20 protein-coding genes and 1 pseudogene are annotated in these 23,774 nt (G+C 61.0%); 7 read left to right on the forward strand and 14 right to left on the reverse strand.

Features of this window, described 5'->3' with window-relative positions; genetic code table 11:
* Positions 1-60: 60 nt before the first annotated feature.
* The 8 genes from gvpO to lhgO all read right to left on the reverse strand — a co-directional run bounded on the left by gvpO (position 61) and on the right by lhgO (position 6,955).
* Positions 61-585, reverse strand: a complete 525-nt coding sequence (gvpO, locus tag FO013_RS21045; RefSeq protein WP_143924515.1) for a gas vesicle protein GvpO — start codon at positions 583-585, stop codon at positions 61-63.
* Positions 582-836 carry a gas vesicle protein GvpG gene (locus FO013_RS21050; protein ID WP_143924516.1) on the reverse strand — a complete coding sequence of 85 codons (255 nt, stop codon included), beginning with the start codon at positions 834-836 and terminating at the stop codon, positions 582-584. The genes gvpO and FO013_RS21050 overlap by 4 nt, the downstream gene beginning before the upstream one ends.
* Positions 837-845: 9 nt before the next feature.
* Positions 846-1,598: a GvpL/GvpF family gas vesicle protein gene (locus FO013_RS21055; RefSeq protein WP_143924517.1), complete on the reverse strand. Its 753-nt coding sequence runs from the start codon at positions 1,596-1,598 to the stop codon at positions 846-848.
* Complete coding sequence (gene gvpJ / locus FO013_RS21060) at positions 1,595-2,011, reverse strand: gas vesicle protein GvpJ (RefSeq protein ID WP_143924518.1); 417 nt, start codon at positions 2,009-2,011, stop codon at positions 1,595-1,597. Before gvpJ ends, FO013_RS21055 begins: the two co-directional genes overlap by 4 nt.
* Before the next feature lie 33 nt (positions 2,012-2,044).
* Positions 2,045-3,181: an SRPBCC family protein gene (locus FO013_RS21065; RefSeq protein ID WP_143924519.1), complete on the reverse strand. Its 1,137-nt coding sequence runs from the start codon at positions 3,179-3,181 to the stop codon at positions 2,045-2,047.
* Positions 3,174-3,917 carry a hypothetical protein gene (locus FO013_RS21070; protein WP_143924520.1) on the reverse strand — a complete coding sequence of 248 codons (744 nt, stop codon included), beginning with the start codon at positions 3,915-3,917 and terminating at the stop codon, positions 3,174-3,176. Before FO013_RS21070 ends, FO013_RS21065 begins: the two co-directional genes overlap by 8 nt.
* Before the next feature lie 656 nt (positions 3,918-4,573).
* The gene (locus FO013_RS21075) at positions 4,574-5,617 is read right to left on the reverse strand and encodes a baeRF2 domain-containing protein (protein ID WP_143924521.1); all 1,044 of its coding nucleotides are present in this window, start codon (positions 5,615-5,617) and stop codon (positions 4,574-4,576) included.
* A 132-nt stretch (positions 5,618-5,749) separates the two neighbouring features.
* Positions 5,750-6,955: an L-2-hydroxyglutarate oxidase gene (lhgO, locus tag FO013_RS21080; protein WP_395950103.1), complete on the reverse strand. Its 1,206-nt coding sequence runs from the start codon at positions 6,953-6,955 to the stop codon at positions 5,750-5,752.
* Between the two features lie 597 nt (positions 6,956-7,552).
* Here lhgO and FO013_RS21085 point away from each other — a divergent pair.
* Complete coding sequence (locus FO013_RS21085; protein WP_186293255.1) at positions 7,553-10,444, forward strand: choice-of-anchor G family protein; 2,892 nt, start codon at positions 7,553-7,555, stop codon at positions 10,442-10,444.
* Between the two features lie 518 nt (positions 10,445-10,962).
* Entirely contained in the window at positions 10,963-13,143 is a 2,181-nt protein-coding gene (locus FO013_RS21090; protein WP_143924524.1) for a choice-of-anchor G family protein, read from the forward strand.
* Positions 13,144-13,276: 133 nt separating this feature from the next.
* Here FO013_RS21090 and FO013_RS21095 read toward each other — a convergent pair whose 3' ends face one another.
* Both FO013_RS21095 and FO013_RS21100 read right to left on the reverse strand, forming a co-directional pair.
* Positions 13,277-14,809 (reverse strand): deoxyguanosinetriphosphate triphosphohydrolase family protein, encoded by a 1,533-nt coding sequence (locus FO013_RS21095; RefSeq protein ID WP_143924525.1) that lies wholly within the window; start codon positions 14,807-14,809, stop codon positions 13,277-13,279.
* Positions 14,810-14,941: 132 nt separating this feature from the next.
* Positions 14,942-15,634: a hypothetical protein gene (locus FO013_RS21100; protein WP_143924526.1), complete on the reverse strand. Its 693-nt coding sequence runs from the start codon at positions 15,632-15,634 to the stop codon at positions 14,942-14,944.
* A gap of 148 nt (positions 15,635-15,782) precedes the next feature.
* On the opposite strand from FO013_RS21100, the gene FO013_RS22550 reads away from it, so the two are divergent.
* Positions 15,783-15,959 (forward strand): hypothetical protein, encoded by a 177-nt coding sequence (locus FO013_RS22550; protein WP_186293256.1) that lies wholly within the window; start codon positions 15,783-15,785, stop codon positions 15,957-15,959.
* Positions 15,960-15,968: 9 nt separating this feature from the next.
* Here FO013_RS22550 and FO013_RS21105 read toward each other — a convergent pair whose 3' ends face one another.
* On the reverse strand, positions 15,969-16,658 hold the full coding sequence (locus tag FO013_RS21105) for an aminoacyl-tRNA hydrolase (RefSeq protein WP_143924527.1): 690 nt from the start codon (positions 16,656-16,658) through the stop codon (positions 15,969-15,971).
* A gap of 172 nt (positions 16,659-16,830) precedes the next feature.
* Between FO013_RS21105 and FO013_RS21110 the strand changes: the two genes are divergently transcribed.
* Together FO013_RS21110 and FO013_RS23440 are read left to right on the forward strand one after the other, a co-directional pair.
* On the forward strand, positions 16,831-17,835 hold the full coding sequence (locus FO013_RS21110; protein WP_143924528.1) for an alpha/beta hydrolase fold domain-containing protein: 1,005 nt from the start codon (positions 16,831-16,833) through the stop codon (positions 17,833-17,835).
* An 11-nt stretch (positions 17,836-17,846) separates the two neighbouring features.
* Positions 17,847-18,026 (forward strand): recombinase family protein, encoded by a 180-nt coding sequence (locus tag FO013_RS23440; RefSeq protein WP_260848316.1) that lies wholly within the window; start codon positions 17,847-17,849, stop codon positions 18,024-18,026.
* A 508-nt stretch (positions 18,027-18,534) separates the two neighbouring features.
* On the opposite strand, the gene FO013_RS21120 is transcribed toward FO013_RS23440, so the two are convergent.
* The 3 genes and pseudogenes from FO013_RS21120 to FO013_RS21130 all read right to left on the reverse strand — a co-directional run bounded on the left by FO013_RS21120 (position 18,535) and on the right by FO013_RS21130 (position 19,761).
* Complete coding sequence (locus tag FO013_RS21120) at positions 18,535-18,945, reverse strand: arsenate-mycothiol transferase ArsC (RefSeq protein WP_143924529.1); 411 nt, start codon at positions 18,943-18,945, stop codon at positions 18,535-18,537.
* Positions 18,942-19,229 (reverse strand): annotated as a pseudogene (locus tag FO013_RS21125) (flavoprotein); the annotation flags it as partial. The pseudogene FO013_RS21125 and the gene FO013_RS21120, both read right to left, overlap by 4 nt.
* Positions 19,230-19,377: 148 nt before the next feature.
* A complete protein-coding gene (locus FO013_RS21130) occupies positions 19,378-19,761 on the reverse strand; it encodes a MerR family transcriptional regulator (RefSeq protein WP_143924530.1) in 384 nt (127 codons plus the stop codon).
* A 191-nt stretch (positions 19,762-19,952) separates the two neighbouring features.
* On the opposite strand from FO013_RS21130, the gene FO013_RS21135 reads away from it, so the two are divergent.
* Positions 19,953-21,476 carry a SulP family inorganic anion transporter gene (locus FO013_RS21135; protein WP_143924531.1) on the forward strand — a complete coding sequence of 508 codons (1,524 nt, stop codon included), beginning with the start codon at positions 19,953-19,955 and terminating at the stop codon, positions 21,474-21,476.
* Between the two features lie 461 nt (positions 21,477-21,937).
* Entirely contained in the window at positions 21,938-23,728 is a 1,791-nt protein-coding gene (locus FO013_RS21140; RefSeq protein ID WP_143924532.1) for a DEAD/DEAH box helicase, read from the forward strand.
* The last annotated feature ends 46 nt before the right edge of the window (positions 23,729-23,774 follow it).

Genomic DNA, 23,774 nt, shown 5'->3' on the forward strand with positions numbered 1-23,774 from the left:
TCGTCGGTCTGCTCCTGGCCCTGTGGACACGGAGCAATGGACCAAACCCGCTTGGGCTGATCACTCGGAGGGCCGTCCCCGGACGTAGCGGTTCTGTCGGCTGTACTCGAGGAGTTCGCCCTGCCCGTCGAGTTGGATGTCGTATTCGGCCAGCAGATCGGCGGTGTCGGGAACGCGGCGAGATTCTACGACTTCGAGTCGCACGGCCCAGTGGTCATCTACCCAACGTGCGCCGACGACTGATTCCGGGGACCGGCCGGTGAGCGCGCTGAACTGTTCGACTGCTTTTTTGACCGCCTGCACAGTGGAGACCCTGGGGGGTTCCGATGCCGTCTTCGTCTCCTCGGACTTCGCAGCGCTGGCCTTCGATGCGCTGATCTTCGTCGCGCTGGATTCGGTCGCGCTGGCCTTCGATTTCACGGGTCGAGATTTGGAGGGTGATGCAGCGGTCGAGCGGCGTGGCGATTCGGACGTGGAGGTCCGCCTCGGCCTTCTCCTTTCGCCGCTGTCCTGCTGAGTCGTGCCTTCGGACGAGTCATCGCCCCGTGCAGTCTGCTTGTCTTCGGTGCTTGTCTGTTCGCTCATGGGTTCTCCTTCGATTTTCGTCGACGAGTCGATTCGAGTAGACGCGCGACCAGGTCTCGCTCCAGCTCATCGGCCTCGTCTTCGCTGACGGCGCCGGATTCTTTGGCCGCGGAAACCTCTTCCAACTGCCGTCTGATCGCACCGGGATCGTAATAGCGCTTCTCAGCTTCGTTGCGAACCTGTTCAGCCACCCAGACGGTCCCTTTGAGAGGGGCCAGAGGTGCACCGAGGATCGCTGAGAAAATTCCCATGACTAACTCCTACATCTCAGGAACGAAATCATAGGGAGCCTGTGGTCCGACGAGCCGGAACCTCATACGGTCCTGATTCGCTTCTGCCAACTTGTCGATGGTGTCGTCGAATTCCGCGAGCGATTCCTGGGAAAGAAGCACAGCGACTTCGACCACGTCTTCAGCCTGTCCACTCTCACGCACCGACATATCGGCAGTCAGAGGTTCGAGCTGATTGAGAATCGGTGGACCCTCCGAGGTCTTCCAACTCTCCATGGTCTTCACCACGATTTCGCCGAGGCGGATACGTTCGTTTCGCGTCTCGTCCTCATCCGTGCCCGCAATGTTCTCCCTCAGCTCGGCGGCCTCAGGGTTGTCGAGAATGATCTCCCGAATGATGGTGTCCCGGTCATACCGGACCAGAAGAGTGAATTGGGACAGCCCCGCCAGTCCTTCCAGAGCCTCGACATATTCGGCTTCGCGTAGGGCCAACACTTCGCCAGCGATGTCGGCCTCTGCTGGGATGACGGTCCCGAAGGCGAGAGGCAGCACTGGTTGCGTCGCTGCGAGCCCGTCAAGGACCGCAATGTGGGCCTTCAGATCGTCCGGGGTGCCCAGGATGTCCGTCTCGACGAGGTCGGACACCACCGCCGCAACCCGACCGGAGCCGACGGCATGCAACTGGCCTGCCTGCACACCGCTGGTTCCCTCCGACAAGCCCGAATCTGCGAGAACGATGCCGTAGAGATACTTGTCGCTGTCAGTATTGATGTCGTCGCTCACTCGGACTCAGAGGAGCTGCGAGCGGGACGTTTGGTCCGACGACGTGGCTTCTCATCCTCGTCATCGGAATCGTCAGGTGTCAGCGCGTTTTTGACGCCTTCCACGGCACCCTGGGTTTTGCCCTTGGCGCCGCTTTCTGCCATTCCGCCCAGCATCTCCGGCAGATCCCGACCGCCCTGCTGCGTCAGGTCGAGTCGGTTGGTCGCCTCGGCGAAGCGAAGGTACGTGTCCACACTGGCGATGACGATGCGGGCGTCGATGGTGAGGATTTCGATGCCGACGAGTGAGACTCGCACATAGGCATCGATCACGAGTCCTTTGTCGAGGATGATCTCGACGACGTCAGCCAGAGAACTCGATGAGGGACGGTCGACATAACTGCCACGTGAACGTTCAGCGGTGTTGGTACTCATTTTCATTACCTACTTCCGATAGGGAGCAGACGCTCAATTGCGTCCACCTTCGTCTTCGGCTGCTTCTTCGTACTCTTCTGATTCGTCCTCTTCATATTCCACAGGCTCACCTGAGTCGTCGATCTCCTCCTCTTCGACGGGCTCTCCGTCTTCGACAGGTTCGTCTTCGGCTGGCTCATCAACGTATTCTTCTTCCGGCTCCTCGTCGACAGGTTCGTCGACGTAGTCGCCTTCAGCATCCTCGTCCTCAACCGGTTCGGTGCCGTCTTCGGGTTCGCCGTCTTCACGAGGCTCTTCGTCCTCTTCGAAGGGTGCAGCGTCCTCGTACTCTTCTTCATCAGCCTCGTCGGCCTCAGCCTGAGCCTGCTCCTCTTCGAGAGCATCCTCATGTGACATGACAAGTTCGCTGTCACGGATCTCACCGCGCCATCCTTCAACGCCGTCCTGATCGATCATGATCTCGTTCATCACGTGATGAACGAAGAACTTCAGTTCGAGCCGGAATCTGCGCGGCACCGTGAACCAGAGGGCGCCGACTCCCTCGACGAACCCCTGTTTATGGTATTCGCCGCTCGCAATGATGCGAGTGAGCCTGGGTGCCAACTCGTGGAAGGAAACACTGCCGCTGATGTAGCCCTTCTCACCGGTCGATTCCCAGACGATATGTGAGTCCGGGACCTGCTCGATGATCGTCGCCTCCCACGTGCGGTGGGACCAGACAGCCTGGCCTTTGACGCTGATCTTCACGTCATCCGTGCGTTCGACGTTCTCGACCTTCTTCATGAAATCGGGCCAGTTCTCAAACATTGTGAACGCGTTGTACGCGACAGACAACGGCACGCCGACATCTGCCGTCTCGATGATGTTCGAGAACTTGAAATCGCCAGAGCCACCGGAACCGCCGGAAGCACCCCCGCCGAAGACGCCTTTGATTTTGTCCTTGGCACCAGCGGTCGCTGCGGAGAGAGCCGCTTTGGCTGGCGACTTACCTTCCGCGATCTCTTGGGCACCGGCCTGGGCAGCCGCACCTGCTGAATCGGACGATCCGTCAAAACGGTCAGACAACTTATCGACCTTGTCGCCAGCGGACTTGATCGCCTTGCGGCCGAGGGTCTTGGCGTAGTCTGCCGCCTGCTCCTTCAAGCCACTGAAAATGGAGTCATCACTCACCGGTGGCCTCCTTGGTCTTGCGAGAAGCTGCAGGCTTCTTCGCAGCCGCCGAACGCTTCCGCGTCGGTGCCGACTCAGATGTCGATGTCGACTTGGAAGCAGATGCCGTCTTGCTGCCCGACCGACGCTGGGTGCTCGAAGTCTTCGATGCTGCTCCACTGGTCCTCTTGGTGGTCCCGCCTGTGCTTGACCTCTTCGATGCGGAGGATTCGCTTGCTTTGCTTGCAGACCGGCTCGCTGTCGAGGCACGCTTCCGAGCTGGCTTCTTTGCAGGCGCTTCTTCCGCTGCCGGCTCTTCGTCTACCTCTTCGGCCTCGTCCGAATCGACGGGCTCCGCAGAATCGGCCTCTTCAGCTGCCTCATCTTCCTCGAGCTGTTCGTCTTCAGCTCCAGGATTCTCAGCTTCGTCGAGGTGCTCAGGAGCATCGGCTTCCGCGCCTTCGCTGTCCGGGTCCTCCTCATCAATCGAAGGGTCAAGGTCGTCTGCGGCCTCTTCCAAGGTTGATTTCATCTTCTCGGTCTGGTCCTGGAGCCGGCTGCTCAGTTCGTCGATGCCCTTGGCTGCCAGAGCCTTAGCTGCACCCTTACCTGAGTCGGCCAGACGCCCGGTGATCTTCTCTTGAAGCTCTTTGAGTTCTGGTGTGGCATCGGCGAATTCCTTCAATCCTCCAATGAGACTCTCGCGGTTCTTCACCACACTTGATCCAGCCACGGTAGAGGCGATCGTCAGTGCCATGCCTAACTTCTTCGTTCGGCCAAGCATGTAGCCCGCCAATATCAGGCCTGTGAGTTTCATCTTGTCGTTCACTGGGTTCCTCCGAATCTGCGCCTATGGCGCGTGTGGCTGATGACCCTTGAGCTTGGCGATCTGTGATTGCTTTGAGCAGTGATCGCCAGCCGTGTCTCGATATGAAATGTCTTTCTGCTCCCGGACGACCGTCAGCTGGTGCCGCGACTGGCCGTCATCTGGGTCGTGCGCAAAGTCCTCACTTCGCCCTCGGGCCTCTGTTCTTCAGAAGCCGCAAGCAATCTGCCCTTGGAACATCAATCTTCCGCGTGATTTCGATTCCGTCAAGGGGGGCCCAGATTCTTTGAGGCGGTTTTCAGCCCGTCCGTGGCCAGACTATGAATATTGCCTGTTCAAGCACCTCACGAGATAGGAGCAAGCCGACATGTGAGGACATGACTGCCAACTAGCCTGACACTCCGTGCCGGAGGTGCCCCGCAGTATGCACCGGTCGACGTATCGATGCTTCTCTGAACCTGATCAAGTCATCTGTAAGTCATGACTTTCCGGTGTGGTGTCGTCAGAACCAGGAATCCCGCACCCAACGGCACCCGTGGGCACCGTCAAATGCGGGAATTCAGCCAGCAGTGATCACGCGGCGATGGTCAGTCGGCCAAGGCCGTGGCCGCGTCATAGCGCAGTATCGCCGCTATTCCGTCCTCGACGTCTCCGCTGATGAGTCCGACATCGGCGGACGAGAAGACTGCGTCGGCCAGGATCGCTCCTTCGCCTTCCGAACCGGCATCGTAGTCGAGGAGCACTGTTGCCACGGCTCCGCGCTGAACGGCTTGAGAGACCTTTTCCTGTCCTTCCACCGCAAGGTCGTGAGCCTTGCTGTAGGACAGGTTCTCCGTGTCTTCGGTCTGCTTCGCCTGGACGCGATCAGAAGCCAGCGATTTCAGGGCATCGTAGAGTGCTTCTTCCCCAGCGTCGTCATCCGTGCCTCCCTGATCGGTTTCTTCGAGGAGTTCGGTGACTCGGGCCGAAAGCTCACCCTTCACAGCGGTGCGGCCCTGGACCTCGCCGGCCACCACAACGAGGTCTGGTTCACGAGCGCGAACAATCTCATCGACGTGGTCAGCGACTGCGCGAGCGTTGTCTTTGACGATTTCATCGGCGCGACGTCGAATCTGGTTGTGCGACAGCGCGCCCTGACGTGGTGCATGAATGTCCTCGTCGCTGTCACCGCTGATGCGTGACTCATCCCGATGCTTCACCTCGTGCTGAGGGGACACCCTCAGCTCACGGATGGTCGCGCCTTCCTGATTGGCGATGACGAGGACCATATCGACCAGGCGGCATCCTTCACGGACATAGGCACCCAGCTCGGGGACCTCTCCGTAATGTGCAGTGTCACCGGTGCCCAGGGCAGCATCCCAGTGCTCGTCGAGAACAACCCCTTCTGCGTTCGCCACGACGACGCGCCCATCGGTCTGCACTTCAGTGATGTCTTCGACGATCAAGGTGTCGTCGAGGTGCTGAAGGATCTCGTCTGCCGCCCCGGCGTCCGTGAGGTTCGCACGAAGTTCGTCCCACCGCAGCCGCACCTGCTTCTCGGCATCGGCACCGGGAGAGCGTCCTTCCAGATAGACGGTGGCGAAGGGACTCTGGTTGTCATACACAGCGCGTAGATTCTCGAGGTTCATCATCAGCTCCGTTCGTACTCGGTGCCACATATGTTGGATCTGTCCCCAGGCTTGCACCTCTCGCGGATGCTTGTAAACAGCCTGCCCGATGGAAAACAGAAGATCCCAGGTGAGAATGCTGTGGTCTTCGCCTATTCAGGTGAGGGCGGCGGTGTCGATGAGATGTTCGGCAATCGCCAGCGCCGAGGTGGCTCCCGGCGAGGGTGCATTCCGGACGAACATCGTGGCTCTCGCACGATCGATGACGAAATCGTCGACTAGGTTGCCGTCCCGGTTCATCGCCTGAGCGCGAATTCCCCTAGTGGCCCGGTGACCGTCGGCTCCGCAGAGGGCCGGGACGTAGCGGGCGGCCTCGGCGACGAACTTCTCGATCGAGAGGACCCCGCCGATCTCACGTGCAGCCGTTGCCATGTTGCCGGCCGCGAACTTCCAGAATCCCGGATCCGTTGCCACCGCCAGGGAGTCTGGGACGTTGAGGCCGAGACCCTTGTACCCCTCCCGGGAGAACGAGAGGAAGGCGTTGGGTCCGATCATTAGTCCGCCATCGATGCGGCGGGTCACGTGAACTCCGAGGAAGGGGTACTTCGGGTCCGGAACCGGGTAGATGAGGCCGTTGACGACATCATTGAATCGTGGTTCAAGGATGAAGTACTGACCGAAGAACGGCACAACGCTGGGGCTCTTGTCTTCGCCTGAGCGTGCCGCGAGTCGGTCAGCCTGCAGGCCGGCGCACGTGATGACTTGTTCGTACTCCTGCGAGTCGACGCTCGAGTGAACGATCGCGGTGCTGCCGGTGCTGCCGCTACGCTGCTCAATCTTCCTCACTTCGGTGGAGAAGCGAACTCGACCACCGCTACGACGAAAATCCGCGACCAGCGCTTCCGTCAGGCCGCGATAGTCGATGATTCCGGTATGCGGTGAGTGCAGCGCGGCCACGCCCTCGGCGTTCGGCTCGACCTCGAGCAGTCCGTCGCGGTCCAGCAGTTCGACATCAGGGACCCCATTCGCTCTGGCACGAGCATGGATTCCCTCCAGCCGCTCGACTTCGACATCGTTCGTCGCGACGACGACCTTTCCGCACTCCTCGAATGCGACATCGTGTGCGCGGGCGAAGTCGAGCAGAAGCGAGACACCTCGACGGCAGAGCAGCGCCTTGAGACTTCCAGGCTCATAGTAGAGACCGGCATGGACGACACCCGAATTGTGACCGGTCTGGTGAGCCGCAGGGTGGTCTTCCTTCTCGTACAGGGTGACGTCTGCACCGTCGTATTTCTGGACCAGGCCGCGGGCCACAGCCGCGCCGATGATGCCAGCGCCGATCACGGCGAAACGCTTCTTCACGCCCACTCGCCACCTCTCTGCCCGTTCCTGCGGATGTCTCGACCCTATTGTGGCGCTGTGCACCGCGCAAACAGGCCGCAGTCAGCCTTCTCCCAGACCAGCAGCCGGCGACTAGGTCTCGAAATAGCCGCATTTTCTGCGGATTGTCGCAGCACGGTCTCATATCCAACAAACTTGTCATGATTTCAATTACTGCACCGTCACTTCGGTAGTTACCACACAATCACCACCCCGACTCGGCTCCAGACGGGCTCCTTCACCACACCCAGATGATCTCCCTGTGGGGATCGCCACCCGACAGGTTTGCGTATACGATGCCCTGACCTGGGGCAATACTCATGGCCTCGAAACAGAACGGCATAGTCACTACAGTCATCTACAGGAGAAACTACAGAAATTCCAGACCCATAGAGATTTGACTTCATGAAAAGTTCACGCACACCCTCCGAGTCGCCTAGCGTGAATGTAACGAGATCGTAACTTTGTCCGTGATTTCGTGATTACTTTTTGGTTACTACGTATCGTTGTGAGGGATCTGCCAGGAGACTGCCTGTTTCCGTCCAGCGGATGTTCAAGTTTCGAACGATGTGGAGAACCATGAAGATGCTCCGAAACCGGCACACGACCGGTCGTAAAATTGCTGTCGGCGGCGTTGCCGCCGCCACAGCGTTAGGGCTCACCCTGCTGACAACGTCACCAGGTTCAGCCGAGGAAATTAACCCCAACGAAGATGCCGAGGCATTCGGTCAGCTCATCGACGCTGATCTGCTTGATGCTCAGGCAATCGAGGCCCTCTCTGCGTACAGCAGCTCACCCTCGAACGAAGAGGCTGCCACCACCCCGCTGAACCTCGAAGTGCTGCAGTCCCTGGGACTCGAACTTCCCGGTATCGGCATCCCACTTATCAGCGAAGAAGGCGGAGACGGGCTCCTCGATCTCGGCAACGCCGGAGCACTCAACTCGTACGGCCATGCCCCGGCATACAACGAGGCCAAGGCCAGCGCCGGCGCAGTCGGTACCGACGGCGCCCTCAACCTGGACGACATCAACAACGGTGAATTCGGCAACGCCAACGTCGATCTGACCTCAGTCCTCGGCCAGCTTGGACTGGACGGAATCACCGATCAAGTCGTCGACGAACTCAGCCTGGAGCTCGGGGCAATCGCCTCGACTGCTGACAGCAACGGCGAAGCCGACAACTCTGAGTACGTTGTTGCCGACGGAATTCTCACCGTCTCCAGCCCTGCTGTCGGAGACATCTCCGGCGCACTCGACACACTCGTCGATGGCACGGGTGAAACCCTCGACGAGGTCATCGGCACGGAAGGTCTGGTCAATGACCTGGCCGGCCTTGGCGTCGATGTCAATATTCCAGGTATCGCTAACGTCAGCGTCGGCGGAGAAGACACGACCGTGTCCGTTGACGTTCGCGATGCTCTCAACAGCATCGTCGAGAACATCGTCAACGAGAAGCTTGAAGACGAATCGGGCATCGTCTCAATCGACCTTGCCAACGGCGACATCAAGATCGATCTCGCCAAGGTTGTCGAGGGTGGAAACGGAGAAGACCTCAACGGTCTGGATCCGAACACCCAGGTTCTGACATCAGACACGATCTCAAAGATCACGACGGCTGTCGCGGACGCACTCGGTGCTCTCACAGGCAAGGTGACGGAGACCCTGACCGACGCACTCAATGACGTTCACCTCGTGATTGATCTCCCTGCCGAAGCGACATTGGGCCCTGTCACGCTAGCAACCGGATCCGTCACCGTCGATGCCACTCTCGGTCAGCTCGCCGGCAGCGGCGAGGGCGAGCCTGAGATCTCCAGTGACCTCAGCGTCGCAGGACTGCCAATTGGCGAGTTGCTGACCGAACTCACAGAGCCACTGCTTAATCAGTTGCTCGCCATCACCGAGCCACTCATCGGCGGAATCCTCACGGCCACCGTCGAGGAGCTCTCCGCTGGCGTCACCGACATCGTCGATCCAATCCTCACAGGCCTCGATCCCGTCTTTGAAGCTCTCAACCAGGTTGTCGATCTGACGATCAACGAGCAGCCGACACTGAAGGATGAGGAGAGTCAGGTCAAGGGCAACAATGGTCCTGGCTTCACTGTCAGCGCTGTGAGCCTGGAATTGCTCCCGGCCTCTGAAGCAGTCGACATCAACCTCGCTTCCTCCTCGGTCCGTGCGACCGCTGAGGCACCTGAAGAACCAGGCGACGATGATGTGAACACGAACGCTGCGGCTTCCGCTGCAGCTTCGGCAGACGCTGATGATGACTCCAACGCTTCGGCTGAGGTAGCAGCTCAGGCTGCCGCGCAGGCCGATGCAACCACCGACGAGACTGCAGCAGCCGATTCCAGCGCAGAAGCAGCAGCGGAAGCGGCAGCAACCGAAGATGCGTCATCTGAAACCTCAGCCGATGCGACCACCGAGACAAACGCCTCGGCGACCGTAGCAGCAGAGGCAGCGTCGAACGCTGACAACACGGACGCAGCCAACGCAGACACAACTGCAGCGGCAGACGCTGACCCGGCAGCAGCCGCCAGCGTTGCTTCGAACGCAGACTCGTCCTCGGAAGCATCTGCTGCGGCTGCGGCCGACGCAGATGACTCGGCCGTGGCCGACGCTTCCAACGAATCGGACGTCAATGCCAATGCTTCGGCCTCGGCCGCAGCTTCGGCCGACGCTGACAACAATGACAATGCCATTGCAGAAGCAGCCGCACAGGCCGCCGCTACCGCAGACGCTGATACCACCGCTTCTGCAGCCGCGGACATCGACGCTTCGGCAGCAGCAGAATCCGCAGCGACCGAAGATTCCTCTTCGGAAGCCTCGGCGGACGCAACGTCTGATCCGAATGCTTCAGCACAGGCCGCAGCAACCGCGGCTGCCAATGCTGATGACACAGAGACGGCAAACGCTGACACCACTGCCGCTGCAGACGCAGACCCGGCAGCAGCTGCCGCAGTCGCCTCGAACGCAACGTCGTCCGACGACGCTTCGGTCGAAGCTGCGGCCAACGCCGATGGCACAGAAGCTGACGCTGCTGCAGAGGCAGACGACTCCAATGTCGACACCACTGCCGCTGCAGACGCCGATGGAGCAGAAGCAGACGCAGATGCTGATCCTGAAGGTGCAGCAACCGCTGCAGCAGACGGAGCCGAAGCAGAAGCTACAGCTTCCGCGGACGCTGACGGTGCTGAAGCCAGCGCTGCCTCGGATGACGATGCCGATCAGGCATCTGCATCCGCGGATTCCGATCAGGCAGCCTCGGCCAGCTCCTCGAGCCAGTCGAACGCTTCGGCCAGCTCAGCCGGTGCCAGCACCAACGCCTCAGGCAGCAGCGACGGCGGAGACCTGCCACGGACAGGCGCCGACGGCGTCCTGACCATGGCCGGCATCGCAGCCCTGCTGATTGCAGGCGGTGCAGCGGCGATCTACGGAACCCGCCGCTACCGCGCCTCGGCAGGTCAGCACTGATACACATGACACTCAGCCACTGAGCTGAGCGCCTAAAAGGCGGGGTCGGAGTGAAAGCTCCGGCCCCGCCTTTCTGGTGACCTGCGACACAAATAGTCGTTACTCATAAGTAATTACCGACACGCCGCTCATGACAATTTCGTCATATTACGCTCCGTGACTCGGCCCACAGAAGTTGGACTTTAGTTCGAACAAAAGTATCGCCATTTCACGCAGTGAGACACAAGACCACCTGACTACGCCGGGCGCGGTGAGCGCGATCCCCAGCATCTCAAGGAACAACCTCGGCTACACCAAAAAGCCTTCGTCCGACACCTCTGCGCATCGTTCATTGATCATTCATTTGTACCCCACCCACCTGCGAGCACACAGTTCGCGTTACGTTTCCGTTACCTTTCACATTACTTTCGCATTATTTGCCAATGAGCTTGTAGGGTTAAATCCGTTCGGCCGAAAAGCACCATGTCCCTTGTACGCAAACACCGTCGGTCGATCCTCACAAATGGAAGTGGAGAAGTATGAAGAAGCTCCGTAACGGGCAGCCGCCCGTACGAAAGATCGCCGTCGGTAGCGCAGCCGCAGTCACCGCCCTTGGGCTGACTGTCATGGTCACCTCACCCAGCGCTGCAGCTATCGAGCAGGACCCGAACGAAGACGCTGAGGCGCTCGGTCAGCTGGTCCAGTCGGATCTCCTCGACGATCAGCTCGTCGATGCCGCTGGTGCATACAGCAGCTTCCCCAGCAATCCTGAGGAAGCCAAGACCCCTCTCAATGCAGAAGCACTGAGCGCCATCGACCTGGATCTGGGTGACGGTGTCTCACTGCCAGTCATCAGCCAGCCAGGCGGCGAAGGCCTCCTGAAGCTCGGCGAAGCCGGAGCGCTCAACTCCTACGGCTACGCTCCTTCGGCAGACAGTGCCAAGGCAAGTGCCGGTGCAGTCGGCAAGGATGGCGCCCTCAACGTGGACGACATCAACAACGGTGAGTACGGAAACGCCGAAGTCGACCTCACCCAGGTTCTGGGACAGGCCGGCATCGACGGAGTCACCGACAACATCGTCGACGAGCTCTCGCTCTCCCTCGGTGCGGTTGCTTCGACCGCAGAAGCCAAAGGCGCAGACGAGGCCACTTCCGACTACGTCGTTGCTGATGGAGTCCTTACCGTCTCCAGCCCAGCTGTGGGCGACCTCAACGAATCGCTGACCAAGGTTGTCGACGGAGCCGGCGGCACCCTCGAAGACGTCATCGCCAAGGAAGGCCTGGCCGACCAGCTGGCCAACGCTGGTATCGACGTCAAGACAGGTCTGGCCGACATCAGCCTCGGCGGCGAAGGCACGACCGTCAACGTTGAGACCGCAGACGCTCTCAACAGCGTCGTCGAAAACGTCATCAACGAAAAGCTCGAGGATAAGGCGGGCATCGCCTCGATCGACCTCAAGAACGGTGACATCAAGATCGACCTCGCCAAGGTCGTCAACGGTGAGAACGGCGAGGACCTCAACGGCCTCGACCCCAACACCCAGGTGCTGACCTCCGAGACAATCGGAAAGATCACCGACGCAGTTGCTGAAGCACTCGGAACCCTCTCCGGTAAGTTCAACGAGACTCTCAAGGATGCTCTCAACGAAGCCCGAGTCGAGATCTCGCTGCCGGCCAAGGCCACAGCAGTCGGAGTCCCAGCCGCTGACGGCAAGGTCAACATCGACGCCACTCTCGGTCAGCTCGCCGGCACCGGCGAAGGCGATCCCAAGGTCTCCACAGACCTCGAGCTCCTCGGAATCGACGTTGGAGAACTCCTCAACTCGATCACCGATCCTCTGCTCGAAGAGCTCCTCAAGGTCACCGAACCCGTCATCGGTGGAATCCTGAACACCACTGCTGACCAGGTCACCGGCGGAGTCACCGACGCCGTCGATCCGATCCTCTCCGGTCTCGATCCCGTCTTCGAGGGCCTCAACAAGATCGTCGACCTGACGATCAACGAGCAGCCCACCAAGCGCGATCCTGCTGAAGACAGCAACGTCAAGGGCACCGACGCTGACGGCTTCACCGTCAACGCCGTCAGCCTCGAGCTGCTGCCAGGCGGCGTCCCCGCAGCAGGCGGCGCACAGGCCGCCCCTCAGGCAGCCGACGCACTTGCTGACATCAACCTGGCCTCGTCCTCGGTCCGTGCGACCGCAGCCGACGAAGCACCAGGCGATGACGCAAACGCTGATGACACCGCTTCCGCTGACGCCGATGATTCGGCCTCTGCTGACGCAGACGACTCGGCAGCAGCAACCGCTGACGCTGATGACTCGGCTTCGGCAACCGCTGACGCAGACGACTCGGCTACCGCAACCGCAGATGCTGATGACTCGGCAGCCGCCAACGAAGAGGCCAACACATCGGCTGACGCTGATGACTCGGCTGCTTCCAACGCTGACGTGAACGCATCGGCAAACGCGGACGACTCCGCAGCTGCTACCGATGACGCCAACGCCTCCGCTGACAACAACGACGAGGCAAACGCCTCGGCGAGCTCAGCTGATGACGCGAACGCCAGCGACGATGCCAACGCATCGGCTGCTGCTGACGGTGGCGATCTGCCCCGCACCGGTGCCAACGGCACCTTGGCTCTGGGCGGGCTCGCTGCTCTCCTCGTCGCCGGCGGTGGAATCGCGATCTACCTGACGCGCCGCCACCGTGCAGGCCTCTGAGACTGAGTCTCATGGCCGTGTGAACGGTTGATACCACGCGAAAGGCGGGGTCGGAGTGAAAACTCCGGCCCCGCCTTTCGTCTGTCTGAAATCCTTCGTCTGACTGTAAGCGTCGGCACCACGAACGCGCGTGCTAGAGTCCGCGGCCAGCCTCCCACGGCTCCTCCGAGGAACCGGTGATCAAAGCGTTGACGGACATGGCCTGCGCATCGGTGAATGAGGCGATGTAGTCCACGACCGCCCTGGCCCTCCCCAACCTGACGATGGCGCTGGCGCCCTCCTCGCCGAGGCTGGACGGATCCCTGTCGTAGAGATCCTGGTATTCCTGTGTGGCCGCCTCAACCGAATCGAGGAGGCGCCGAGGAATCGTGGTCGCCTCGTCGGGATCGCGCAGCCATTCGTGGAAACCCTCCACCAGGGAAGCGATGATCCGGGTCTGCCCTCGCTGATACACCGCAAGATCTGAACGTTCGAGTACGAATCTCGAGTGGACGAACTTCAACACCACCACATCGTGCCAGGCGGTGTCGGACAGACGCACATGCCCGCTGCGGACGTGTGGCCGGGCATCGACGACGATGGAGGCCTTGAGCCGATCGATCCACCGCCTCGTGAACGCGGTGACAGCCCGGTCGGCCTCCAGTCCCCCGTCATAGGGCACGGCCAGCAGACCCTCGACAAGATCCCGATTGACCCGCTGCACCGACTGTCGGAACGCATCCTCATCGGCGATCCACGGGTCTTTCTCCTGAATGTGGCGCCACATCGACTCGAGTGCGTGGCCAGGCCTGCGACGATCCAACTCCGTGTCATGCAACCGGCCGAGTTCGCGGCAGTCGCTGAGCCACCGGCCCAACTCGGCAGAGACGCTGGTGTACTGCAGGATGTTCGACCGGTAGAAATCGTCGAGGTCATGCACCGCATAGGCGATGTCATCGGCGACATCCATCACCGCACACTCCAGCGTCTGCTGGTACCGGTCCATCCGCGGGAACACCGACAGCGCATCGTGCATCTCGGCCGTCTCGGTCGCGTAGGCGGAGAACTTCATCGCCCCCTGCGACACCTCATCACCGACTCCCCTGGGCATCTCGGCCGAGCTCAGTCGCTGATGCTGCGTCCAATCGCCGCGCGCCCACGGGTACTTCAGCACTGCGGCCTTGACCGCCCGAGTGAGGTTGAGCCCCCGCGCTGTGGCATCACAGCTGTCGAGAGCTGTGAGAATGCGGAAGGTCTGCGCATTGCCTTCGAAGCCGTCAGGCAGTCGCAGCACCGACCGTGAGACACGGTCAAGTTCCTTCTCGCCGAGGTGGCCGAACGGAGGGTGCCCCATATCGTGGGCTGCGGCGGCAGCCTGGACCACCACAGGATCGCACCCGCCGAGTTCAGCGAGCACCGATCGGGTGCGCTCATCGGAGTTGTTCAAGGTGATGGCGATCGACCTGGCCACGGCAGAGACCTTGAGCGAATGCGTCAGCCGGTTGTGAATGACTGTGCCAGAACCGGCCTGCGGGATCACCTGGGTCACGGCGGCCAGTCGTGAGAAGAAGGGGGAGAATCGGATCCGTTCGATATCGACACGGAATTCGTCCTCGCCGGGTTGGCCTGCCTCGGCGACGTCACGCTCGCGTCCACCGTCATTGTGAAGTTTCAGTCTCTCCGTCATGATGACCCCAGCCTACAGAATCGCCGACCCGACCCGGAGTGACAAGGAAGCATTGGCTGCTTTGAGGTGTTCTGCCTCATCGTCATGGTCCGCACGATCTGATGGAGCAGCCTGTAGTCGAGCCGGCCGCTGTCAGCCGGTGCGGATGAAGGAGTTGCACCCGGTGATCGCCAGCCACATTCCGGCGGCGATCATGACCACACTGGTGACCGCCATGATCACGTCGCCGAGGTTGGTGAGTCCGTCGCTGCGCAGCACCGTGCCGACTGCGATGAGACCAGCAATGCCGAACACGGCGACTGCGATACCGACGATCCTCAAAGTCGACGGGGTTCGTCCGCGCATAAGCATGAACAGATAGCCGCCCAGTAGACCCAGAGACGCTGCGCCGGCGACGCCTTTGACAATGGTTGTGCCAGGGTCATCGTTGAGAGTGACCAGGCAGAATACTCCGATTCCGCCGAGGAGAATTATCGGCAGGGCGAACATCATGATCACGGCTTCGACACCCGAAACGAATGTGAACAGCGAGTCGTTGATTGGGACCTCTGAAGCCGATACCTGGGGCTCAGTGATGCTCCTGTGGTCCGAGATGCGTCGCTTCTGCTGACGTCTGAGGCGGCGGTCGTGACGGACGTGGACGACGATCGTGAAGATCGGCCATGCGATGAGGACGAAGAATCCGACAAATCCCATGCCCAGGGCCAAGCTGGGGAAAGCCTCCGACAACAATCCGCTGACCAAGATGAAACATGCGCCTGGGAAGAACATGCTCACCAGGTGGCCCGTGAACGTCAACCTGAGCTCCGTGATTCTCTCGTCCATACGGCCTTCCGTTGAGCGGCCCGGCACAATCGTAGCCGCCGCCCACTTCGGCGGGACACACTGACCACCTCGGCGAAAGCACCGGGGAATGCCTTGAGACTTACGTCACAGTGGCGTAGCGTCATAGGCACGACAGGAGGTGAGTTCAATGACTGGAGTCAACGAAGATTTCTATCAGCCTGGGACCCATCCCGGCGACATCATCGACGTCTGGGATGAGGAAGCCGGCCAGATGGTCAAGCATATGATCATCCTCGACGAGTTCGGAAACGGCACGAAGACGCGTCCCCTCGACGACGACGAGAAAGCGGAAGCCGCGGAGTAGTCTCGACTCTCACCACCACGCACGCACGGTCTCGGTGGGACCGTCTACCTCCGTGAAACCCGCATCGACGACGCTCACGGGGCGATCGCTATTCGCCCATTCCGCCTTCGTGGGTGTGACCACGCGCAGACTGAATCCTGCTTCACGCCACCGATCGCGAACCTCGGCGGGCATCTGCTCGTAGGCCAGCTGTGCCCCGTGGCCGCACTGCGCCGCGGCCTTCCCCGTCGTCAGCGTCACCAGCGGTGAGAGTTCGATCGTCACGACGGCCATGTCCGCGGTCACTGAGGTGCCTCCCTCATCCGGGAACTCGGTGCCGCCGACCTGCAGCTTCTTCAATTCCTTCGGCAGCGGCTCGACCGGACCCGGAGGGAAGACAACCGCCTCGGCGGGACCGTAGTCATCCGTGCCGCCGAACGTCACCTCAACGCACCCCAAGGCTCGTGCATCGTCGAGCTTCTGCCCGTCTCCGCGGCGAACGACCTTGCGGATGGCCCCGTCACGCCAGTACTCGACCGCTTCGTGCCAGTCACCTTCCGGCTGTGAACGCGGGTCGTCGAGGAAGGCGACGACGGCTCGTGCAGTGGCTTCGACGACATCGATGTGGCGGGCGATGTTCGTCTTCGACCGCCGGACCACGATCGGCAGTGACCACGGAACCTCGTGGTCGGACTCGTGTCTGCGCATGTGCTCGGTCATGGTGCCAATCCTAGTCGCCGACAAGACCGCCATCCGGCGAGGCACCGTCGCCGAGTAGCCTTGAGCTGCGAGATGCTGTCGACGAAAGGCACTGACCATTTCCCGTAATACCCCTGCCGTCGATCTCACCGCGGCTCTGCTGGCCACAATCCCCCCGGACATCGTCGACGCCATGTCTGACCAGATGAAGGACGTGCTCGCAGTCCAAGCCACACGTGCCGAAGCCTGCCGCCAAGTCGGGAAGGATGCCGTGCGTGCGATCACGAACCCGTCGGAAACACCTGCCCGCTTCATCGAATCCCGCGCGGAGTACCGTGCGGAGCGTTCCACCTGGAACGAGGGCGGTCCGACGATGGCCCGCACCGTCGATGACACAATCTCCGCGGCCGGAGTCGACGTACCCGTTCGGATCCACTATCCCCGCGCCGAGGCGGTCGTGCCGGGAATCGTGTTCCTCCACGGAGGCGGGTTCACCGTTGGTGACCTCGACACCCACGATCGGATCATGCGCGTCCTCGCCGAATCCAGCGGTGCAGCTGTTGTCGGCGTCGACTATTCACTCTCCCCCGAAGTGAAGTTCCCGCAGGCGCTGCACGAGAGCGCCGGCGTCATCGATCACCTCGTCGGCAACGGCAGGTACTTCGGGGTGGATGGTACTCGCCTCGCGATCGCCGGGGATTCGGCAGGAGCCATGCTCACGATTGGTTCTGCGCTGCTGCTGCGTGATGCACCTGAGGACATCGGGGCATCGCCTGAGAGCTTCTCCTCCTTGCAGGCGCTGATGTCGTTCTATGGGGGTCACGGACTCAGCGATTCTGCCAGCCGTCGGAACTTCGGCGGCAGCTGGGACGGTATGGGCACCGACGACCTCGGCAGCATCATGTCCGAGTACTTCGCCTCAGCCAGGGACGCCGAGTCGCCCCTCTACAACCACCTCGGCGCCGATCTTGCCGGACTGCCGCCGGTCTACGTCACCGCAGCTGGGCTCGATCCGCTGCGAGATGACAGTCGCGCCCTGGCAATGCGACTGCGACGGGCCGGAAATGATGTCGTCTACGAGGAGTACCCGCAGGTGCTGCACTCATTCCTACATTTCGGTCGCATCCTCGACGACACCACAGACGTGCTCAGAAAGGCTGCATCCTTCGCCGCCGACCGGCTGCAGCTGCAGGGCTGAAGGCAGCTGCGATGCTGAAGCTGGTGTTCGGGATCTATGCTGCCCTGGCTGAGTTTGAGCGCGAACTCATCTCCGAAGGCATAAAAGCCGGCCTTAGATCTGCCAGAGCACGAGGACGCAACGGTGGCCCTCCCTGCACAATGATTCCGGCCAAAGTACGCCTCGCGATGGCTTCCATGGGCCAACCGTGAACCAGTGTAGGTCCACTGTGCCAGGAGCTCGGTATCAGTCACCAAACCTTGTATCGACATTTGTCACCAACAGGCGAGCTGCGCGACGCTGGCCGCGACGTCATGTCGGCAACCAGCGTGCTCGTGGAGACGAAAGTTGGCGGTGATCTCGGGAAAGATCGACGACTGTATCGTCCAGATCCCGCAGTGGTCGGTGAGACTGATGAACTCAGACGATAGCTGAGTGCCGACACCTTTGCCGGAAGTATCGGTGTGCACGTAGATCGAGTGCTCGACGACGCCTCTATAGACGTCGCGAAACGACACCGGTCCCGCACCCACCCCAGGATCTGGCTATCACCGTCCACGGCGACCAGACACAGGTCCAGCCGCCTGGACGGGCAAAAGTCGTTCCAAGCGGCTGGCGGCGCTGATTCGAAGGTGGCATGCCCAGTCTCGATGCCGGTTGCGTACACATCCTTAACCCCAGACCAGTCGGAGTCGACCATCCCTCGAATGTGGATATCACTCATAACAGCAGGCGCGAATGAAGTTTCTCGACACGTGGCCTGATGTTTTCGCGGACGAGGCGCATGCGTTCGATGCCCTCGATTCCTCGCTCAGACGGCTCGTCGGTATCCCAGTCCTCCAACTCTGTACCCGAAGGCACTTCCACGGTTGCTTCACGTCCCCAGGTGATGACGATATCGGCCGCTTCGAGCTCAGCGTCACTGACAGGCTTTGGACTGCCTTGATTGATACCGATGCCCAGCTCGTCCAACGACTTCACCGAGAGTTGGTTGAGTGATTTACCGGGCTTCGTTCCGGCAGAGACCGCATCGATCGAGTCGCCGGCGAGGTCGCTCATGAGCCCCGCGGCCATTCGGGACTTTCCGCCGTTCTTCACACAGATGAAGAGGACGCGTGGTGAAGTTGTCATCGTGTCTCCTGGTATGTGCTCCGTCCGTGTTCCAGTCCGGCGGGAATACCAATCGAGACCGGTTCTGCGGGCGCGCCGCAGCACGAGTCTGTCTCGACGGTATCGACAGCCGGCGCGTCGCAGAAGGAGCCGATGTCGGCTGAACATACGGCGGTTTCGGGCAGAACCAGTTCGACTCTGTCTGCGGCGGCCTGGTCGCCTGCCAGGGCTGCGACGATGAAGCGGATCTGCTCGTATCCGGTGAACATGAGAAATGTGGGCGCGCGACCGTATGACTTCATGCCCGCGGATACAGAATGCATTTACCCTCCCGCTCACATTTCATATGCCGCGTGACGAGCGAAGGATCCAGTCAAAGCGGGGTCGCTTCAGCCAGAACCGGCAATTTCACTGCCGTCGATACGTTGCCTTCTTTGCGCAGCCTTGCTCCGATTACGGAATGATCCTCGAGCGGAGCTGATCGATGAACTCATCTGCTGCAGCCAGTTGCTGAGCGAGCTTTTCCCGGCGCTCGTTCGCGTCGTCGAGAAATTGCGTCATCGCATCTTCTCCATCAGCGCTCGAAGAATCACCACTGCGAACACTCTCCAGTGCCCTCAAAAGATCCCCCATCTGTTCCAGCGAATACCCCAACGGCTTCATTCGACGAATGAGCATGAGCTGGTCATGATCGTCCTCGGTATAGAGACGGAAACCACCTTCTGACCGGCCAGACGGTGTTAACAGGCCTATCTGGTCATAGTGGCGAATTGTTCGCAGAGACAACCCTGTGCGCTCAGCCAACTCTCCAATGTGCATCATCCCTACCTCGGGCATGGGGGCACCCCTTCCTCGATTCGCATCAACTCTTACGTTACGTTAGAGTCAATTTTAGCGCCCACACAATTCTGTGGTGGCTTCCCGGCTTCCAGGCCCCAAAAAGGGGCCCGCCGGACTCGCACAGGAATGTGCGCTCAATCTTCGATGGTGTCACACCCGACCCACTCCTGACCTTGGAGGCTCGTTAAATGACGACTGCAACTACAACCGCCGACGACCGAAGTCGATACCAACCCGACCCCTCAGTGATGACTGCGCTGAAGACTCCACGGATCCTCACTCGAGAAGTCCTCGCGGGACTGGTCGTCGCGCTGGCACTGATCCCGGAGGCGATCTCGTTCTCCATCATCGCCGGCGTCGATCCAAAGGTCGGCCTGTTCTCCTCGTTCATCATGGCCGTGACCATCGCTTTTGTCGGCGGGCGACCCGCGATGATCACCGCTGCCACGGGTGCGATCGCGCTAGTGATCGCGCCCGTGGCTCGCGAGTACGGAATGGATTACTTCATCGCCACCGTGCTTCTCGCCGGGGTGTTGCAGATTGTGCTCGCTGTCTTCGGCGCAGCGAAGTTGATGCGGTTCATCCCGCGCAGCGTCATGGTTGGCTTCGTCAACGCCCTGGCGATCCTCATCTTCACAGCTCAGCTCCCGCAGCTCATCGGTGTGCCCTGGATGGTCTACCCACTCGTCGCGGTCGGCCTGGTCATCATGATCTTCATGCCGAAGATCACCAAAGTCGTTCCAGCTCCGTTGGTCTCGATCATCATCGTCACTGTCGCAGTCATAGTCTTCGCAATCAATATCCCCGCTGTTGGTGATCAAGGTGAACTGCCGCGTAGCCTGCCCGAACTGTTCGTCCCTAGTGTTCCACTGACATGGGAGACGCTGACGATCATCGCCCCTTACTCTCTGGCGATGGCCCTCGTTGGACTCATGGAGTCCCTGATGACGGCAAAGCTTGTCGACGATGTCACCGACACGCACTCAAACAAGACCCGTGAAGGCTGGGGTCAGGGAGTTGCGAACATTCTCTCGGGATTCTTCGGCGGAATGGGTGGCTGCGCCATGATCGGGCAGACCATGATCAACGTCAAAGCCTCCGGTGCGCGCACCCGGATATCAACCTTTCTTGCAGGAATGTTCTTGCTGATCCTCATCGTCGCCTTTGGCGACATCGTGGCGATCATCCCGATGGCCGCACTGGTCGCTGTGATGATCATGGTCTCGGTCGGAACCTTCGACTGGCACTCGATCAAGCTCTCCACGCTCAAGCGCATGCCCAAGAGCGAAACCGCAGTCATGGTCATCACCGTCGCAGTGGTCGTCGCAACTCACAACCTCGCCATCGGCGTCGTTGTCGGCGTGTTCGTGGCCTCGGTGATGTTCGTCCGTCGCGTTGCCCACCTCATCGACGTTCGGAGGGAGATCCAGGAACACGACGGGGTACAGGTCGCTCACTACACGGTTGAAGGACAGCTGCTCTTTGCCTCCAGCAATGATCTCACCACACTGTTTGAGTATGTTGACGACCCCGAGCGGGTAGTCATCGATCTCACGAAATCCCACATTTGGGACGCGTCGACTGTTGCCGCACTCGATACGATCGAAACGAAATACGAACAACACGGCAAGGCTGTCGAGTTTGTTGGCATGAACGACTACACCACAGCCTTCCACGCTCGACTCACCGGCGGCCTCGGCGATGGTCACTAAACCCAGGTCTGCCAGAAATGCATCCAAAGCGACGCTCCCAGCCTTCGGCACACGTTGGGGAAAGTTGAAGACGTCTCTACACCTGTCAGGACATGAGTACGGCGACGGGCTGAACCAGGTGCACAACAGGGCGCGCAGGGCGACATGTGAAAATCGCGGAGTCGCATTCTGAAGCTGACAGACGCACCGGGCGTGGGGTATCCGGGAGTATGAGATGGCTGACATTGTGTGACCCTGTCAAGGCGACACCGCTGAGGCATGTATGCTGGTAGTACCTGCGAACCCGTCCTCGGGTTCCCTGCGTCGACAGTACGCCTCGTCTCTGCGGCCGTGAATCAAATATCCGGCGCGTGTTTCCGAAGCCGTTTCCTCTCGGCGATCGAGAGCGCCAAACGGCGTTCCCACACCTTGTCCGGAACCGGCTCCCGTCACCATTCGGTGGCATCTGTGAGTCCTCCGGCATGTCGAAGGGCTATCCCATCACTCCCCCACATGACTCCAGCAACAATGCCGTCTCTTCCTCCACCAGGCAGCGACGACCAGCCACACCGAAGGCTGCGAATCCCGAGGTGGCGAATGCCGTCGCGGACAAGACAGATGCCGCTCCCGTCACTTTCACCGAGCTCGGCGTTCCGTCTGTCCTGACCGATCGTCTTCGCGCGGAGGGCAAAACCGAGGCCTTCCCCATCCAGAAGGACACACTTCCGGACACCCTCGCCGGCCGCGATGTGCTGGGCAGAGGCAAGACCGGCTCCGGCAAAACACTCGCCTTCGCCATTCCCATGGTGACGCGCCTGTCAGAGTCCGCTGCCGGCCGGAAGAAGGGCCGCCTTCCACGCGGCCTCATCCTGGCACCCACGCGTGAGCTCGCAACCCAGATCACGAACGTGGTCGATCCCCTGGCCCAGGCCTACGGCATGTCGACGACAACCATCTTCGGCGGCGTCAAGCAGAGGCGCCAGGAAATCGCCCTCAGTGCAGGCGTCGATATCGTCGTGGCCTGCCCGGGACGGCTCGAGGACCTGCTCCAGCAGGGCCTGATCTCCCTGGACGACATCGAGGTCACCGTCCTCGACGAGGCCGACCACATGGCCGATCTGGGCTTCCTGCCCGGTGTCACCCGCATCCTCGCCAAGACCCCGGAGCACGGCCAGCGGATGTTCTTCTCTGCGACTTTGGACAACGGCGTGGACAAACTGGTCCGCCGGTTCCTCCACAACGAGATCCGCCACTCCGTCGACGATCCCAATTCGCACGTCTCCGCCATGACGCACCACGTCTTCGAGGTCGCCGATGAGGAAAAGAACGATCTGATCCAGCGGCTCGCCTCCGGCACCGGTCGCCGCATCCTCTTCACCCGCACCAAGCACCGGGCGAAGCGATTCACCCGGCAGCTGACCGCGCAGGGCATTCCCGCCGTGGATCTCCACGGCAACCTGTCTCAGGGGGCACGAGATCGCAACCTGGCAGCATTCAGCGAGGGGAACGTGCGCGTGCTCGTCGCCACAGACGTCGCCGCCCGAGGAGTCCATGTCGACTCCGTCGAACTCGTCGTCCACGTGGATCCGCCGACCGAGCACAAGGCTTATCTGCACCGCTCGGGTCGCACAGCACGTGCCGGCAGCTCCGGCGAAGTTGTGACGATCATGCAGCCAGGTGAGCGCAAGGACACGATGGTGCTGCTGCGCAAGGCAGCCATCAAAGTGACTCCGCAGAAGGTCACGGCCGAATCCTCCGTGGTGACCGACCTGGTGGGCGAAACCGCTGACTATGTCGACCCGCAGATCGCAATCCAGGCCGCAGCAGAGAAGCAGAAGGCTGAGCAGTCACAGGGCGGACAGCGCTCATCCGGGCGTCGCCGTGGAGGCCGCGGCGGAAGCAGTCGACGCAGTGGTGAGAACAGCCGCGGCGGAGACAGCAGTCGCAGCGGTGAGAGCGGTCGCGGTGGCCAAGCAGGCGGCCGCAGCTCCAGAAACGCTTCGGGTGGTCGCACCGCCAGGAACAACTCGCAGGGCAGCCGCTCGGGTGGAAATGCCCAGGAGGGACGCCCCGCAGCGAACGGCCGTGGCAGTCGTTCAGGTGCGAGTGCTTCAGGCAACCGCCGCAGCGAAGGCACCCGCAGCAACACTCGTGGGAACACCGGCAACCGGCGCGGATCCGACAACCGAGGCACGAGTGCCGAGACTCGGGGACGCCACCGCAGCCAGGGCAGCTCCGGCGGTTCACGCACGGTCTACTCAAGCAACAGCTGAGCCTACTTACACACAGCTGAACAACTCACCTCGGGCAGAGCACATC

Source organism: Brevibacterium aurantiacum, from assembly GCF_007558825.1.
GTDB classification, from domain to species: Bacteria; Actinomycetota; Actinomycetes; order Actinomycetales; family Brevibacteriaceae; genus Brevibacterium; species Brevibacterium aurantiacum_A.